The organism is Streptomyces sp. NPDC051109 (assembly GCF_044455885.1).
GTDB lineage: Bacteria > Actinomycetota > Actinomycetes > Streptomycetales > Streptomycetaceae > Streptomyces.
In genome coordinates this window covers 429,417-446,060 of record NZ_JBITFF010000006.1, presented here as the reverse complement: position 1 = coordinate 446,060, position 16,644 = coordinate 429,417, and the positions used below count along the sequence as shown (strand labels likewise).

Annotated in this window: 8 protein-coding genes, 1 tRNA gene and 1 rRNA gene; 9 read left to right on the top strand and 1 reads right to left on the bottom strand. The window is 70.7% G+C overall.

The window, feature by feature from the left end; all coding sequences use genetic code 11:
• The 3 genes from rrf to ACIBAD_RS15030 form a co-directional block, all read left to right on the top strand.
• A 5S ribosomal RNA gene (gene rrf / locus ACIBAD_RS15040) occupies nt 1-93 on the top strand; the annotation flags it as partial.
• A 5-nt stretch (nt 94-98) separates the two neighbouring features.
• Nucleotides 99-174: transfer RNA gene (locus ACIBAD_RS15035), tRNA-Thr, on the top strand.
• Between the two features lie 193 nt (nt 175-367).
• Complete coding sequence (locus ACIBAD_RS15030; RefSeq protein WP_134070699.1) at nt 368-982, top strand: DUF308 domain-containing protein; 615 nt, start codon at nt 368-370, stop codon at nt 980-982.
• Between the two features lie 72 nt (nt 983-1,054).
• Here ACIBAD_RS15030 and ACIBAD_RS15025 read toward each other — a convergent pair whose 3' ends face one another.
• A complete protein-coding gene (locus tag ACIBAD_RS15025; RefSeq protein ID WP_398906891.1) occupies nt 1,055-3,640 on the bottom strand; it encodes a SpoIIE family protein phosphatase in 2,586 nt (861 codons plus the stop codon).
• A 168-nt stretch (nt 3,641-3,808) separates the two neighbouring features.
• On the opposite strand from ACIBAD_RS15025, the gene ACIBAD_RS15020 reads away from it, so the two are divergent.
• The 6 genes from ACIBAD_RS15020 to pgsA all read left to right on the top strand — a co-directional run bounded on the left by ACIBAD_RS15020 (nt 3,809) and on the right by pgsA (nt 16,591).
• On the top strand, nt 3,809-9,334 hold the full coding sequence (locus ACIBAD_RS15020; RefSeq protein ID WP_208328973.1) for a HAMP domain-containing protein: 5,526 nt from the start codon (nt 3,809-3,811) through the stop codon (nt 9,332-9,334).
• A gap of 277 nt (nt 9,335-9,611) precedes the next feature.
• Nucleotides 9,612-10,292 carry a response regulator gene (locus tag ACIBAD_RS15015; RefSeq protein WP_134070695.1) on the top strand — a complete coding sequence of 227 codons (681 nt, stop codon included), beginning with the start codon at nt 9,612-9,614 and terminating at the stop codon, nt 10,290-10,292.
• 141 nt (nt 10,293-10,433) lie between these two features.
• Nucleotides 10,434-13,220, top strand: a complete 2,787-nt coding sequence (locus tag ACIBAD_RS15010) for a DNA translocase FtsK (protein WP_398906888.1) — start codon at nt 10,434-10,436, stop codon at nt 13,218-13,220.
• A 218-nt stretch (nt 13,221-13,438) separates the two neighbouring features.
• On the top strand, nt 13,439-14,335 hold the full coding sequence (locus ACIBAD_RS15005; protein ID WP_134074361.1) for a helix-turn-helix domain-containing protein: 897 nt from the start codon (nt 13,439-13,441) through the stop codon (nt 14,333-14,335).
• Between the two features lie 115 nt (nt 14,336-14,450).
• Entirely contained in the window at nt 14,451-15,938 is a 1,488-nt protein-coding gene (rimO, locus tag ACIBAD_RS15000; RefSeq protein WP_398906885.1) for a 30S ribosomal protein S12 methylthiotransferase RimO, read from the top strand.
• Nucleotides 15,935-16,591, top strand: a complete 657-nt coding sequence (gene pgsA / locus ACIBAD_RS14995) for a CDP-diacylglycerol--glycerol-3-phosphate 3-phosphatidyltransferase (protein WP_053692401.1) — start codon at nt 15,935-15,937, stop codon at nt 16,589-16,591. The genes rimO and pgsA overlap by 4 nt, the downstream gene beginning before the upstream one ends.
• Nucleotides 16,592-16,644 lie beyond the last annotated feature (53 nt).

Sequence of the window (16,644 nt, the reverse complement as noted above, 5' to 3'; positions counted from 1 at the left end):
ACGCCCGGTTACATTCCGAACCCGGAAGCTAAGCCTTTCAGCGCCGATGGTACTGCAGGGGGGACCCTGTGGGAGAGTAGGACGCCGCCGAACAACCCGCCCTTTTAGCTCAGTCGGTAGAGCGTCTCCATGGTAAGGAGAAGGTCAACGGTTCGATTCCGTTAAAGGGCTCCATCGAAGAAGGCCCCCGCCATTTGGCGGGGGCCTTTTTTGTTTTGGGCCGCGACCTCGGGCAGGCAGCCCGGCCGCCGAGAGCCGGACGGGCGGGCTGAACCGCACCGGTCTAGGGTGGTCGTGAAGGGCACATAAAGTGACTCCGGCGGCTCCGAGGTGATCCCCGGGCCGCGGCTTTGGCCCGGGAGGCGTGATGACCGTATCCCCCGACGCGGCGCCGCAGCGTTCACAGAGCGACCCCGACGACGTCCTCAAGCAGCTCGGAAGCTCGTGGCACTGGGCCCTCGGCTTCGCCCTCGCGACCCTGATCCCGGGCATCCTCATCCTCGTCTGGCCCGACGAGACGCTGCACGTCCTGGCCGTCATCATCGGTCTGCAGTTCCTGGTGGCAGGCGTCTTCCGTTTCGTCACCGCCTTCTCACACGGCGGCGACGGAGGCGGCAGCAGGCTGGCGGGCGTACTGATCGCCATGATCGCGTTCCTGGCCGGCGTTCTGGTGCTACGGCATCCGATGCAGACGATCGGCGTGCTGTCCCTGATCGTCGGAGTGTTCTGGCTGCTGACCGGAGTGCTCAGGGCGTACACGGCGATCGCGGACCGCGCGCTCGTGCACCGCGGCCTGCTCTTCGGCCTGGGCCTCCTCGGCGTCGTGGCCGGAGTCGTCGTGCTCTGCTTCCCGGTGGACTCCGCCGTCGCCCTGACACGGCTCCTGGGACTCTGGTTCGTCCTGCTGGGCGTGTTCGAACTGGTCATGGCCTTCGCCCTGCGCTCTTCCACCCGGCGGCTCCTGCACACGCCCACGGCCTGAGTCACCGACCGACCCGCAGCCCCTCAACCGAGTGCGCGCGTGGCCCACGGGGAAACCTGGCCGCCCGCCTCCTCAGTCGCCCGTGCGCTGCTGGGGGACGCGGAAGGCCAGGATGGCCATGTCGTCCGAAGCGGGCTCGGCCGCGAAGCGTTCCACCGCGCGCAGGATGCGGGCGGCGACGGCGCCGGCGGTGAGGCCCGTACAGGTGGTGAGGACCTCCGCGAGGCCGTCGTCCCCCAGCATGCGGGTGCCCTCGCGGCGTTCCGTCACCCCGTCCGTGACGCAGAGCAGTACGTCGCCCGGATCCAGCATGAGGGTCTGTTCGTACAGGTCGAGGTCGTCGATCACGCCGAGCAGGGGCTGCGGGTCCGCGGCCGCGGTGACCTGCCCGTCCGGGCGCAGGCGGAGCGGCAGCGGGTGGCCGGCGCAGACGACCTTCATCAGGGCGCCGCCGTCCGGCTGGGGGTGGAGTTCCCCGTACAGGAGGGTCAGGAAGCGGCTGCGGGCGCCCTCGTCGAGGATGGCCGCGTTGAGCCGCTCCAGCACGGCCGGGCCGCCCAGCCCTTCGCGGGCCAGCAGGCGCAGGGCGTGCCGGGCGAGGCCGGTGACGGCCGCCGCCTCGGGGCCCGTACCGCAGACGTCGCCGATGGCGAAGCCGTACGCGCCGTCGCGGATCGGGAAGACGTCGTAGAAGTCGCCGCCCACCTCGTTGCCCTCGCCGGCCGCGCGGTAGATGACCTCGACCTCCATGCCGGGGATCGCAGGGGAGCCGGGCGGGAGCAGACTGCGCTGCAGGGAGCGGCTGATCGCGGTGCGCTCGGAGTAGAGGCGGGCGTTGTCGAGGGCGAGGGCGGCCCGGCGGGAGAGGTCCTCGGCGAGTTCGAGGATCTCCTGGCGGAAGTGCTCCTCTGACGGCTTGCCGAGGGTCAGCATGCCGATGACGCGGTTGCGGGCCAGGAGGGGGAGGACGACGGTCTCCCCGCCGACCGCCTTGGCCGTCGCAGGCCAGGGCCGGGCACCGGCCTCACGGACCGGTTCGGGCGGGCTGACGCGGGAGAGCAGGGCCTTGAGGCCGTCGATGCGCTCCTCGTCCTCGTGCAGGACGTACGAGAGGTACGGATCGGATGACTGGTCGGCGATGGTGTAGACGGCGCACCAGGTGGCCAGGGTCGGGACGGTCATCTGGGCCATGAGGGCCAGGGTCTGGTCCCGGTCGAGGGTGCCCGCGAGCAGGTCGGAGGCCTCGACGAGGAAGGACAGGGAGCCGCGGCGCAGCCGTTCCAGCTCGCCGAGGCGGGCGGATTCGACGGCGAGGGCGATCCGGTCGGCGGCGAACTGGAGGCGCAGGGCCTCGGCGTTGGAGTAGCGGCCGGGGCTCTCGGCGGCGACACCGAGCGAGCCCGTGAGCCGGCCCTCGACCTTGAGCGGGACGGTGATCACCGAGCGCATGCCGGTGGCCTCCAGGAGCGGGACGGCTCCCGGGACGGCGGCGAGGTCGTCGTGGACGGCGGGCATGCGGGCGGAGCCGTACCGGTTGGTGCCGGCCTCGACGGGGACGCGGGCGAAGCGCTGGCGGGTGGAGGGCAGCCCGGTCGTGGCCCGGACCTCCAGCTCCGTCTCGTCGTCGGTGGCCAGCAGGAGGAAGGAGGAGTCGGCGTCGAGCATGTCGCGGGCGCGTTCGACGGTGCGCTGGAGGAGGCCGTCGAGGTCGTCGGGGGCGGGGGAGCCGATGAAGACCTCGAAGGGGTCCGCGGGGCGGGGCTCGGTGAGCTGCAGGCTGTCGGCGGGGGCCACCCGCACGGGGGTCTGGAGCAGGGCCCGCTCGTCGTCGTGGACCAGCAGGCAGACGATGGAGGGCTCGCCGTGGGCATCGCGGACCCGCAGGTGGGAGCCGTACACGGGGATGACGCGGCCGTCGGCGCCGCGGATGCCGTAGCTGCCCTCCCAGCGGGACAGGCGCAGGGCCTCGGCGATGCCGGTGCCGGTGCCGGGGGTCTGGGGCCAGGCGGCGAGCTCGGCGAGGGGGCGGCCGAGGACCTTGTCGGCGGAGTAGCCGAAGACGTGCTCGGCGTCCTCGTTCCACGCGGAGATCGAGTCGGAGGCGTCGATCTGGAGGACGGCGACGCGGACCCGGCTGTCGGCGAGGGGCAGGAGGCGGTCCGGGACGACGGGTCCGGCGGATCGCGTACCGACCGGCCGGTCCGGGAGGTCGAGGCGGAACCACACGTGCTTGTGCGTGGCCGTGTACTCGACGCCCCAGCGGGTGGCGAGGGCGGCGCAGAGCATCAGCCCGCGGCCGTTCTCCCGGTCGGGGTCGGCGTACGGGCGCTCCCCCGGGTGCTGGAGAGGAAGCTCACGTTCCGGGTATCGGTCGGCGATCTCGACCCGTACCCCGTCGCCGGAGCGCAGGCACAGGACCTCGGCCTTGGTGCCGGCGTGGACCACGGCGTTGGTGACGAGCTCGCTGGTGAGCACCACGGCGTCGTCGACGATGTCCGCGAAGCCCCAGCCCTGCAGGGTGTCGCGGACGAACGCCCGGGCCGCGGCGACCGAGCGCCCGAGGGGGTCGAAGCTGGCAGCCGCCCGAGCCGTGATCACGAATCTCCTTCGACGCGGTTGGACATCGGGTGCCAGGTTACTTACCTTCGCGGTCGGCATGGTGCCGTCGTCCGGGATTCCACCCGCAGGGTGCGGCCGGTGTGCGATGGTGCCGAAGTGTTATGGCCGGGTTCGGCCAGGGTGAAACACTGGGCAGGATCGGATAGCCGGGCGTGCGACTCGCCGGGTGTCGGTGGAACAGCGGTCGACCCTTTCGGGAGGGACACGGTGGAGTCTGGCGCAGCGGTGCGGCGAACGGGAACGCGCCCGAAGGGCGGGAGGTCCCGCCGGGGCGGCACGACGGAAGTCGATACCGCGGCCCTGAACCGGCTGCTCACGGCCCTGGTGTCGATGCGGGACGGGAACTTCCGCAAGCGGCTGACGGTGTCCGGCGACGGTGTGATGGCGGAGATCGCCGCCGTCTACAACGAGGTCGCCGACCGCAACCTCCACCTGACGGGAGAGCTCTCCCGGGTGCGGCGGATGGTGGGCCGCGAGGGCAAGCTCAGCGAACGGCTGGAAACAGGCGCCTGTGAGGGCTCCTGGGCGGCCGCGATCGACGCCTCGAACCAGCTGGTCGACGATCTCGCGCGGCCGGTGTCCGAGGTGGGCCGGGTGCTGTCGGCGGTCGCCGAGGGCGATCTAGACCAGCGGATGGATCTGCGGACGCAAAGCCCGGACGGGGCCGGTCATCCGCTGCGCGGTGAGTTCCTGAAGGTCGGGCGTACGGTCAACAACCTGGTCGACCAGCTGTCCGCGTTCACCGACGAGGTGACGCGGGTCGCGCTGGAGGTGGGTACCGAGGGCAAGCTCGGCGGGCAGGCCCAGGTCCGCGGGATGTCGGGTTCCTGGAAGGACCTGACCGACTCCGTCAACACGATGGCGTACCGGCTCACCGCTCAGGTGCGTGACATCGCTCTCGTCACGACCGCGGTGGCCAAGGGCGACCTGTCGCGCAAGGTCACGGTGCACGTGGCCGGCGAGATGCTCCAGCTGAAGAACACCGTGAACACGATGGTGGACCAGCTGTCGTCGTTCTCCTCCGAGGTGACGCGGGTCGCGCGCGAGGTCGGTACGGAGGGTGAGCTCGGCGGCCAGGCGAAGGTGCCCGGGGTCGCGGGCGTGTGGAAGGACCTGACCGATTCGGTCAACACCATGGCCGGCAACCTGACGGCCCAGGTGCGCGGGATCGCGCAGGTCACGACGGCCGTCGCCAACGGCGACCTGTCGCAGAAGGTCCGGGTCAGCGCGCGCGGCGAGGTGGCGCAGCTGGCCGAAACGATCAACCAGATGACCGAGACGCTACGGACCTTCGCGGACGAGGTCACGCGCGTGGCCAGCGAGGTCGGCGCCAAGGGAACGCTCGGCGGCCAGGCGCAGGTGCCCGGGGCGGCGGGGACGTGGAAGGACCTCACCGATTCGGTGAACACGGTCTTCCGGAACCTGACCACGCAGGTGCGGGACATCGCCCAGGTGACGACCGCCGTGGCCAACGGCGATCTGTCGCAGAAGGTCACGGTCGACGTGGCCGGCGAGATGCTGGAGCTGAAGAACACCGTCAACACGATGGTGGACCAGCTCCAGTCCTTCGGTTCGGAAGTGACACGCGTGGCCCGTGAGGTCGGCGTCGAGGGTGAGCTGGGCGGTCAGGCCCAGGTGCCCGGGGCGGCCGGGACGTGGAAGGACCTCACCGACTCGGTGAACACGGCCTTCGCCAACCTCACCGGCCAGGTGCGCAACATCGCGCAGGTGACGACGGCGGTGGCCAACGGCGACCTGTCGCAGAAGGTCACCGTGGACGTCTCGGGCGAGATGCTCCAGCTGAAGAACACCGTGAACACGATGGTGGACCAGCTGTCCTCCTTCGCCGACCAGGTGACGCGCATGGCGCGGGACGTGGGCACGGAGGGCCGGCTCGGCGGCCAGGCTCGGGTCGAGGGGGTCTCGGGCACCTGGAAGGAGCTCACCGACTCCGTCAACTTCATGGCCGGCAACCTGACCTCCCAGGTGCGGCAGATCGCGCAGGTGACCACGGCGGTGGCCCGCGGCGACCTCTCCCAGAAGATCGACGTGGACGCGCGCGGCGAGATCCTGGAGCTGAAGAACACCATCAACACGATGGTCGACCAGCTCTCGGCCTTCGCCGAGCAGGTGACCCGGGTGGCCCGGGACGTGGGTACGGAGGGCCGCCTCGGCGGCCAGGCGCAGGTGCCCGGGGTGGCCGGCGTGTGGCGCGACCTGACGGACTCGGTGAACGGCATGGCCGGGAACCTGACCTCGCAGGTGCGCAACATCGCGCAGGTGGCGACGGCGGTGGCCCGCGGCGACCTGTCGCAGAAGATCGACGTGGACGCGCGAGGCGAGATCCTGGAGCTGAAGAACACCCTCAACACGATGGTGGACCAGCTCTCGAACTTCGCGGAGCAGGTGACCCGGGTCGCCCGCGAGGTGGGCACCGAGGGCATCCTGGGCGGCCAGGCGGAGGTGAAGGGGGTCTCGGGCACCTGGAAGGACCTCACGCAGTCCGTCAACTTCATGGCGAACAACCTGACCTCGCAGGTCCGCAACATCGCCGAGGTGACGACGGCGGTCGCGATGGGCGATCTCTCCAAGAAGATCACCGTCGACGCGAAGGGCGAGATCCTCGAACTCGTCACCACCGTGAACACGATGGTGGACCAGCTGTCCTCGTTCGCGGAGCAGGTGACGCGGGTCGCCCGCGAGGTGGGTACCGAGGGCATCCTCGGCGGCCAGGCCCGGGTGCGCGGGGTGACGGGCATCTGGAAGGACCTCAGCGACAACGTCAACCTGATGGCCAACAACCTGACCTCGCAGGTGCGCAACATCTCGCAGGTCTCGGCGGCGGTCGCCAACGGCGATCTGACCAAGACGGTCACGGTCGAGGCCCGCGGCGAGGTCGCGCAGCTCGCCGACACCGTCAACACGATGGTGAAGACCCTGTCCTCGTTCGCGGACGAGGTCACGCGCGTGGCCCGCGAGGTGGGTACGGAGGGCCGCCTGGGCGGCCAGGCGCACGTGCCGGGTGTGTCGGGCACGTGGAAGGACCTCACCGATTCGGTGAACTTCATGGCCTCCAACCTCACCGGCCAGGTGCGGCAGATCGCCATGGTCACGACCGCCATCGCCAAGGGCGACATGACCAAGAAGATCGACATCGACGCCCGGGGCGAGATCCTGGAGCTGAAGACGACGATCAACACGATGGTCGACCAGCTGTCCTCGTTCGCCGACCAGGTCACGCGCGTGGCCCGCGAGGTGGGCACCGAGGGCATCCTGGGCGGCCAGGCACGGGTCCGGGACGTGGACGGCACCTGGCGCGACCTCACGGAGTCCGTGAACGAGATGGCCGGGAACCTGACCCGGCAGGTGCGCGCGATCGCGGCCGTGGCCACGGCCGTGACCCGCGGCGATCTCAACCTGAAGATCGACGTGGACGCGTCGGGTGAGATCCAGGTCCTCCAGGACAACATCAACACGATGATCGCGAACCTGCGCGACACCACCTTGGCCAACAAGGAGCAGGACTGGCTGAAGGGCAACCTCGCGCGGATCTCCGCCCTGATGCAGGGCCGCCGCGAACTGGACGACGTGGCCTCGCTGATCATGAGCGAGCTGACCCCGGTGGTCTCCGCGCAGCACGGGGCGTTCTTCCTGGCGCTGCCCTCGGGCGGCACCACCGAGATCGGCACCGACGGCGGTCCCGACGGTTCGTACGAGCTGCGCATGCGCGGGAGTTACGCGTACGCGGGCGGGGCGGTGCCCACCTCCTTCCGGCCGGGGGAGGGGCTGATCGGGACCGTCGCCGAGGAGAAGCGGACGATCCTGGTCGAGAACACCCCGCCCGGCTACCTGAAGATCTCCTCCGGTCTCGGGGAGGCTCCGCCGGCGCACGTGATCGTGCTGCCCGTGCTGTTCGAGGGGAAGGTGCTCGGCGTCATCGAGCTGGCGTCCTTCCAGCCCTTCACGCAGATCCAGAAGGACTTCCTGAGCCAGATCGCCGAGATGATCGGTACGAGCGTCAACACGATCAGCGTCAACTCCAAGACGGAGATGCTGCTCAAGCAGTCGCAGGAGATGACCGAGCAGCTGCGCGAACGCTCCGACGAGCTGGAGAACCGGCAGAAGGCGCTGCAGGCCGCCAATGCCGAGCTGGAGGAGAAGGCGGAGCTGCTGGCCCAGCAGAACCGGGACATCGAGGTGAAGAACACCGAGATCGAGGAGGCCCGGCAGGTCCTGGAGGAGCGCGCCGAGCAGCTCGCGGTCTCGATGCGCTACAAGTCCGAGTTCCTGGCGAACATGTCGCACGAGCTGCGCACGCCGCTCAACTCGCTGCTGATCCTGGCCAAGCTGCTCGCCGACAACGCGGACGAGAACCTGTCGCCGAAGCAGGTGGAGTTCGCGGAGACCATCCACGGGGCGGGTTCGGACCTGCTCCAGCTGATCAACGACATCCTCGACCTGTCGAAGGTCGAGGCGGGGAAGATGGACGTCTCGCCGACCCGGATCGCGCTCGTGCAGCTCGTGGACTACGTGGAGGCCACCTTCCGGCCGCTGACCGCGGAGAAGGGCCTGGACTTCTCGGTACGGGTCTCCCCGGAGCTGCCCGCGACGCTGCACACGGACGAGCAGCGGCTGCTCCAGGTCCTGCGCAACCTGCTGTCGAACGCGGTGAAGTTCACGGACACCGGCGCGGTGGAGCTGGTGATCCGGCCCGCCGGGGCGGACGTGCCGGCGGCGATCCGCGAGCAGCTGCTGGAGGCCGGTTCGCTGCTGGATGCGGACGCGGACCTGATCGCCTTCTCGGTGACGGACACCGGGATCGGGATCGCCGCGAGCAAGATGCTGGTGATCTTCGAGGCCTTCAAGCAGGCGGACGGGACGACCAGCAGGAAGTACGGCGGCACGGGGCTCGGGCTGTCCATCAGCCGGGAGATCGCCCGGCTGCTGGGCGGGGAGATCCACGCGGCCAGCGAGCCCGGCCGCGGGTCCACGTTCACGCTCTACCTGCCGCTGCACCCGAGCGAGCTGCCCCCGCAGGGGTACGCGCCGCCCACGCCCGGCGGCGGGCGCGGCGAGGTGTACCGCAGGCAGGTCGACGGGGCGCGTTCCGCGCTGCCGGCGGCCCCGGCGGCGCCGGTCTCCGCGGCGCAGCCGCAGCACGTGCGGCCCGGGCTGCCGGCCGCCGAGCCGGCCGGTCAGGGGCAGGGCGGCGCCGCGCTGTTCCGGCGGCGGCGCAAGTCGCTGAGCGACCTGGAGCCGCGTACGGCGGTGCCGGGGCAGCCGAACGCGCAGGGGCCCGAGGACGCTTGGGCCAACCCGGAGGAGGAACTCCCGGTGCTGCCCCGGTCGTACGACTTCCACGGCGAGAAGGTGCTCATCGTGGACGACGACGTCCGCAACGTGTTCGCGCTGACCAGCGTGCTGGAACAGCACGGACTGGCGGTGCTGTACGCGGAGAACGGCCGGGAGGGCATCGAAGTCCTGGAGCAGCACGATGATGTGACGGTCGTACTGATGGACATCATGATGCCCGAGATGGACGGGTACGCGACGACCTCGGCGATCCGGCGGATGCCGCAGTTCGCCGGGCTGCCGATCATCGCGCTGACGGCGAAGGCGATGAAGGGGGACCGGGAGAAGGCGATCGACTCCGGTGCTTCCGACTATGTCACCAAGCCGGTCGACCCGGACTATCTGCTGTCGGTGATGGAGCAGTGGATGCGAGGCAAGTGATCGACGGCCGAGCACTCTGATACCAATTGCTGACTGACTGTGGCGAAAACGGTGTGAAAGGGCGGGAGGCGGGGAACCTTCTGCTCCCCCACACCGTTTCTGCTTCGTGCACAGTGACATCTTGGTGACAGGGTGTGGCGATCTCGGGACTGGGGCTACGATGACCGGCACAAGGACGGACGGCGCAAGGATGCCGTCCTCTTCTGGGGCGGGGCCCGGCGTACAGGCCGGTGCCAGGAGCCGGGGAGGCCCCATGCCGGGGCGAGGAGGACAGGGCATGGTGCAGAAGGCCAAGATCCTCCTGGTCGATGACCGGCCGGAGAATCTGCTGGCGCTGGAGGCCATCCTCTCCGCGCTCGATCAGACACTGGTCCGGGCGTCGTCGGGGGAGGAAGCGCTCAAGGCGCTGTTGACGGACGATTTCGCGGTCATCCTGCTGGATGTGCAGATGCCCGGGATGGATGGATTCGAGACCGCCGCGCACATCAAGCGGCGTGAACGGACCCGGGACATCCCGATCATCTTCCTCACCGCGATCAACCACGGTCCGCACCACACGTTCCGCGGCTACGCCGCCGGCGCGGTGGACTACATCTCCAAGCCCTTCGACCCGTGGGTGCTGCGGGCCAAGGTCTCGGTGTTCGTGGAGCTGTACACGAAGAACTGCCAGCTGCGGGAGCAGGCGGCCCTGCTGCGGCTCCAGCTGGAGGGCGGCGGCTCCGACGGCGACGGCAGCAAGGAGACGGCCGGCCTGCTGGCCGAGCTCTCCGCGCGGCTCGCGGCGGTCGAGGAGCAGGCCGAGGCGCTGACCAAGCAGCTCGGCGAGGAATCCGCCGACGCCGCGGTCGTGGCGACCGCGGCCCACCTGGAGCGCAAGCTCACCGGCCTGCGGCGGGCGCTCGACGCGCTGGAGCCCGGGACCGGCGGGGGAACGCCGGTGCTGCCCGCGCAGGGCTGAGCCCGTCGAGGGGACGGCCGGCCGGTTCGGACGGCTGTCGCGTCTGGCGGTGCGTCAAAGCACTGACACGGGGCGCGACACGAACGGGTGAAGGGGTGGGCACGCGTGTCCACCGGCGCGCGCACCGGTAACCTCGGCCCCATGGCCTCACGTACGTCCGGCAAGGGTTCCCAGAGCGCAGCGGGCACCGCGAAGGGCCGCACCGGCCGGACGACGGCGCCGGCGAAGAAAGCGGCCGCCGCGCGCGGTTCCGCCGCGAAGAAGACCGCGGCGCCCCGGCGCGCCCCCGCCAAGAAGGCGCCGCCCAAGCCCGCGCCGTCCCCCACCGGGGGTGTGTTGCGGTTGGTGCGCGCGCTGTGGCTCGGCTGTGCGCACGCCGTCGGCGCGGTCTTCCGCGGGGTCGGCCAGGGCGCCAAGAACCTCGACCCCGCCCACCGCAAGGACGGCGTCGCGCTGCTGCTGCTCGCCCTCGCGCTGATCGTCGCCGCCGGTACCTGGTCGAACCTGAGCGGTCCCGTCGGCGATCTGGTCACCATGCTGGTCACCGGCGCCTTCGGGCGACTGGATCTGCTCGTGCCGATCCTGCTGGGCGTCATGGCGGTGCGTTTCATCCGCCATCCTGAGCAGCCCGACGCCAACGGCCGGATCGGCGTCGGCCTCTCCGCGCTCGCGATCGGCGTCCTCGGTCTCGTGCACATCGCGTGCGGGGCGCCCGGCCGCGACGAGGGCACCACCGCCATGCAGAACGCGGGCGGGCTGATCGGCTGGGGCGCCTCGAAGCCGCTGATCTTCACCATGGGCGCGCCGCTGGCCGTGCCGATGCTGGTGCTGCTCACGATCTTCGGGCTGCTCGTGGTCACCGCGACCCCGGTGAACGCGATCCCGCAGCGGCTGCGGCGGCTCGGGATCCGGCTGGGGATCATCGCCCCGAACGAGTACGACGAGGGGTACGCGGAGGGCGGCGCCGCCGACCGGCACGATCCCGAGCAGTGGCGGGCCCGGTCGGGGGCCGCCGGCGCGGGTGCTCCGGCAGGTCCCGCGGGTCCCGCCGACGCAGCCGAGGAGCAGGCGCCCGCCCGGAGGCGGCGCCCGCGCCGGGCCGCGGGCCGGCCGGCCGCCGAGCGGGAGATGGACGCCGTCGACGTGGCCGCGGCGGCCGCCGCCGCGCTGGACGGGGTGGTCTACGGCGGAATGCCGCCCTCCCCGCTGGTGGCCGACCTGACGCACGGCATCTCGGCGGAGCGGGAGGGAGCGCAGATCACCGCTCCGGTGCCGCCCGCGCGGGTGGAGCGGCCCAAGGCCGCGGAGCCGCAGCCGGACCCGGAGCGGGCCGAGCCGCCGCACGACACCACCGCCGCGGCTTCCGGGACCCTGTCCGTGCCGGACCTGACCAAGGCCCCGCCGCAGACCCAGGCCCTGCCGCCGCGGGCCGAGCAGCTCCAGCTGCGCGGGGACATCACGTACGCACTCCCCTCGCTCGACCTGCTGGAGAAGGGCGGGCCGGGCAAGACCCGCAGCGCCGCCAACGACGCGGTCGTGGCCTCGCTGCGCAACGTGTTCACCGAGTTCAAGGTCGACGCGGACGTCACCGGCTTCACCCGGGGGCCGACGGTCACCCGGTACGAGGTCACGCTCGGCGCCGCGGTCAAGGTCGAGCGGATCACCGCGCTGACCAAGAACATCGCGTACGCGGTGGCCTCGCCGGACGTCCGGATCATCAGCCCGATCCCGGGCAAGTCGGCCGTCGGCATCGAGATCCCGAACACCGACCGCGAGATGGTCAACCTGGGCGACGTGCTGCGGCTGGCGGACGCGGCCGAGGACGACCACCCGATGCTGGTGGCGCTCGGCAAGGACGTCGAGGGCGGCTACGTCATGGCCAACCTCGCGAAGATGCCGCACGTGCTCGTCGCCGGCGCCACGGGCTCCGGAAAGTCCTCCTGCATCAACTGCCTCATCACCTCGGTGATGGTGCGGGCCACCCCGGAGGACGTCCGGATGGTGCTCGTGGACCCCAAGCGCGTCGAGCTGACGGCGTACGAGGGCATCCCGCACCTGATCACGCCGATCATCACCAACCCCAAGCGGGCCGCCGAGGCGCTCCAGTGGGTCGTGCGCGAGATGGACCTGCGCTACGACGACCTGGCCGCCTTCGGCTACCGGCACATCGACGACTTCAACCAGGCCATCCGGGACGGCAAGATCAAACTGCCGCCGGGCAGCGAGCGGGAGCTCAGCCCGTACCCGTACCTGCTCGTGATCGTCGACGAGCTCGCCGACCTGATGATGGTGGCCCCGCGCGACGTCGAGGACTCGATCGTCCGGATCACCCAGCTGGCCCGCGCGGCCGGAATCCACCTGGTGCTCGCCACCCAGCGCCCCTCGGTGGACGTGGTCACCGGCCTGATCAAGGCGAACGTGCCCTCGCGGCTGGCCTTCGCCACCTCCTCGCTCGCCGACAGCCGGGTCATCCTCGACCAGCCGGGCGCCGAGAAGCTGATCGGCAAGGGCGACGGGCTGTTCCTGCCGATGGGCGCGAACAAGCCGGTGCGCCTCCAGGGCGCCTTCGTCACCGAGGACGAGATCGCCGGGATCGTGCAGCACTGCAAGGACCAGATGGCGCCCGTCTTCCGGGACGACGTCACGGTCGGGCAGAAGCAGAAGAAGGAGATCGACGAGGAGATCGGCGACGACCTGGACCTGCTCTGCCAGGCGGCCGAGCTGGTGGTCTCCACCCAGTTCGGGTCGACCTCGATGCTCCAGCGCAAGCTCCGGGTGGGCTTCGCGAAGGCCGGCCGGCTCATGGACCTGATGGAGTCGCGGGGGATCGTCGGCCCGAGCGAGGGTTCGAAGGCGCGCGACGTGCTGGTCAAGGCCGACGAGCTGGACGGGGTCCTCGCCGTCATCCGGGGAGAGACCCAACCGTGATTCTCGGGCGGGCAACCGTTTCCCCTGGGCGCGCGTCAAGTTGAGGGAGGTGGCGGCACCGTGCGCGGTGCGGGCCGTCGCAGCACCCGGACTTCCCAGACTCTGTTCGGATTGCCATTCGGATGGCGTAGGAAGTCCACCCTCCGGTTGCTCCACCCTTTCGTCACCCCCCTAGACTGGACATCCAGCAGGTGGCTACACGCTCGAAAGGCGCCCTCGTGTCCATCGGCAACTCCAACTCCCCCGAAGACGAGCGTCCTTCGACCGACGACCGGTCCGAGGACCGCATCATCGAACGCAAGGACGAAGGACCGTCCATCGGGACGGCCCTGAAGAAGGCCCGGATCGCCGCCGGGCTCACTGTCGACGAGGTCAGTTCCACCACCCGCGTGCGCATCCCGATCGTGCACGCGATCGAAGCTGACGATTTCACGCGGTGCGGCGGCGACGTCTACGCCCGCGGTCACATCCGTACGCTCGCCCGCGCCGTCCACCTCGATCCGGAACCCCTGGTCGACGCGTACGACGCGGCCCACGGCGGCCGGCCGGCACCCACACCCGCCGCGCCGATGTTCGAGGCCGAGCGCATCCGTCCCGAGCGGCAGCGGCCCAACTGGACCGCGGCCATGGTCGCCGCCATCGTCGCGGTGATCGGCTTCGTGGGCTTCACCGCCTTCAGCGGTGGCGACGCGAAGGACAAGCGGACGGTGGCGGACGCCTCCGCCGCCCCGCAGGCAGCGCCCAAGCAGTCGGCCGGGAAACCGGCCGCCCAGCCGCAGCAGACCCCGAAGGCCCCCAAGCCGGAGCCCTCGGACAGCGCGATCGCCGCGGCACCCAAGGACCTCGTCACGGTGGTCCTGACGGCCAACGACGGCGCGAGCTGGATCTCCGCGAAGGACCACAGCGGCCGGCTGCTGTTCGACGGGACGCTGACCCCGGGCGAGACCAAGACCTTCACGGACAAGGAGTCCATCGACCTCGTCCTCGGTGACGCCGGGGTCGTGAAGCTCTTCGTGAACGGCAAGGAGATCAAGGACGATTTCCAGCCGGGTCAGGTGGAACGCCTCACATACACCAAGGACGACCCCCGCCAGGGACCGGCCCAGGCAGGCTGATATGGCGCTGAATCCGTGATTCCGGGTCCCCGGGGTGCTGCGCCGCACCTCGGGGATCTTGGTTTACCGGGACTTGGGGCGGGGGTCGGCGTTTGGACAAAGTAGTCTTGAGTCCATGCCCGAACGCCGTACCGTCGCCCTTGTCACTCTTGGCTGCGCCCGTAACGAGGTGGACTCGGAGGAGCTCGCAGGCCGCTTGGCGGCGGATGGCTGGGAGCTCGTCGAGGACGCCGCCGATGCGGACGTCGCCGTCGTCAACACCTGCGGCTTCGTCGAAGCCGCCAAAAAGGACTCCGTAGACGCCCTCCTGGAAGCCAACGATCTCAAGGATTACGGCAAGACCCAGGCCGTCGTCGCCGTCGGCTGCATGGCCGAGCGCTACGGCAAGGAGCTCGCCGAGGCGCTCCCCGAGGCCGACGGCGTGCTCGGCTTCGACGACTACGCCGACATCTCCGACCGCCTCCAGACCATCCTGAACGGCGGCATCCACGCCTCCCACACCCCGCGCGACCGGCGCAAGCTGCTGCCGATCAGCCCCGCGGACCGCCAGGAGAGCGCGGTGGCACTGCCCGGCCACGCCCAGGAGCCCGTCGCGGAGGCCCCCGCCGACCTGCCGGACGGGGTCGCGCCCGCCTCCGGGCCGCGCGCGCCGCTGCGCCGCCGCCTGGACAAGAGCCCGGTCGCCTCGGTCAAGCTCGCCTCCGGCTGCGACCGGCGCTGCTCCTTCTGCGCCATCCCGTCGTTCCGCGGCTCCTTCATCTCGCGCCGCCCCAGCGACGTGCTGGGCGAGACGCGCTGGCTCGCCGAGCAGGGCGTCAAGGAGATCATGCTGGTCTCCGAGAACAACACCTCGTACGGCAAGGACCTCGGCGACATCCGCCTGCTGGAGACCCTGCTGCCCGAGCTGGCCGCCGTGGACGGCATCGAGCGCGTCCGCGTCAGCTACCTGCAGCCGGCCGAGATGCGGCCCGGCCTGATCGACGTACTGACCTCGACCCCCAAGGTCGTGCCGTACTTCGACCTGTCCTTCCAGCACTCGGCCCCCGACGTGCTGCGCGCCATGCGCCGCTTCGGTGACACCGACCGGTTCCTGGAACTGCTGGACACCATCCGCACCAAGGCCCCGCAGGCCGGCGTCCGGTCCAACTTCATCGTCGGCTTCCCCGGCGAGAGCGAGTCGGACTTCAAGGAGCTGGAGCGCTTCCTCACCCACGCGCGGCTCGACGCGATCGGCGTCTTCGGCTACTCCGACGAGGACGGCACCGAGGCCGTCACCTACGAGAACAAGCTGGACGAGGAGACGATCGCCGAGCGGCTCGCGCACATGCAGCGGCTCGCCGAGGAGCTCACCTCGCAGCGCGCCGAGGAGCGGATCGGAGAGACGCTGGAGGTGCTCGTCGAGTCCGTGGAAGCGGTCGACGAGGACGGTGACGGTGCCTACGGGCGGGCCGCGCACCAGGCGCCCGAGACCGACGGCCAGGTCGTCTTCACGGACAGCACGGGCCTGGTGCCCGGCCGTATCGTGACGGCGAAGGTGGTCGGCACGCTGGGCGTGGACCTGGTGGCCGAGCCCCTGCACCTCGACGAGGAGGCGGCCGGATGACCGGAGTCCCGGCATCTGCGGCGGGCGGGACCGGCCGCCGGCCCGCGCCCGGCGCGAAGCTGGGGGCCGCGGCGGTCAATCAGGCCAGCCTGTGGAACATCGCGAACATCCTGACGATGATCCGGCTCGTCCTGGTGCCGGGATTCGTCCTGCTGCTGCTCGCAGACGGGGGCTACGACCCCGTCTGGCGGGCGTGGGCCTGGGCCGCCTTCGCCGTCGCCATGATCACGGACATCTTCGACGGGCACCTGGCCCGGACGTACAACCTGGTCACGGACTTCGGGAAGATCGCCGACCCCATCGCCGACAAGGCGATCATGGGGTCGGCGTTGATCTGTCTCTCCTGGCTGGGTGACCTGCCCTGGTGGGTGACCGGCGTGATCCTCGGGCGGGAACTCGGGATCACGCTCATGCGTTTCTGGGTCATCCGGTACGGGGTGATTCCCGCCAGCCGGGGCGGCAAGCTCAAGACCCTCGCCCAGGGGACGGCGGTGGGCATGTACGTGCTCGCGCTGACCGGACCGCTGGCGAGCCTGCGCTTCTGGGTGATGGCGGTCGCCGTCGTGCTGACCGTGGTCACCGGTTTGGATTACATCCGGCAGGCCGTGGTGCTGCGCCGCCAGGGCCTGGAAGCGGAGCGGGCCGCAAGGTGACATACGCGGTGGGCGAATCTCCGGTGGCCGGTGGGGCGTCTTCGGGCGCCGCG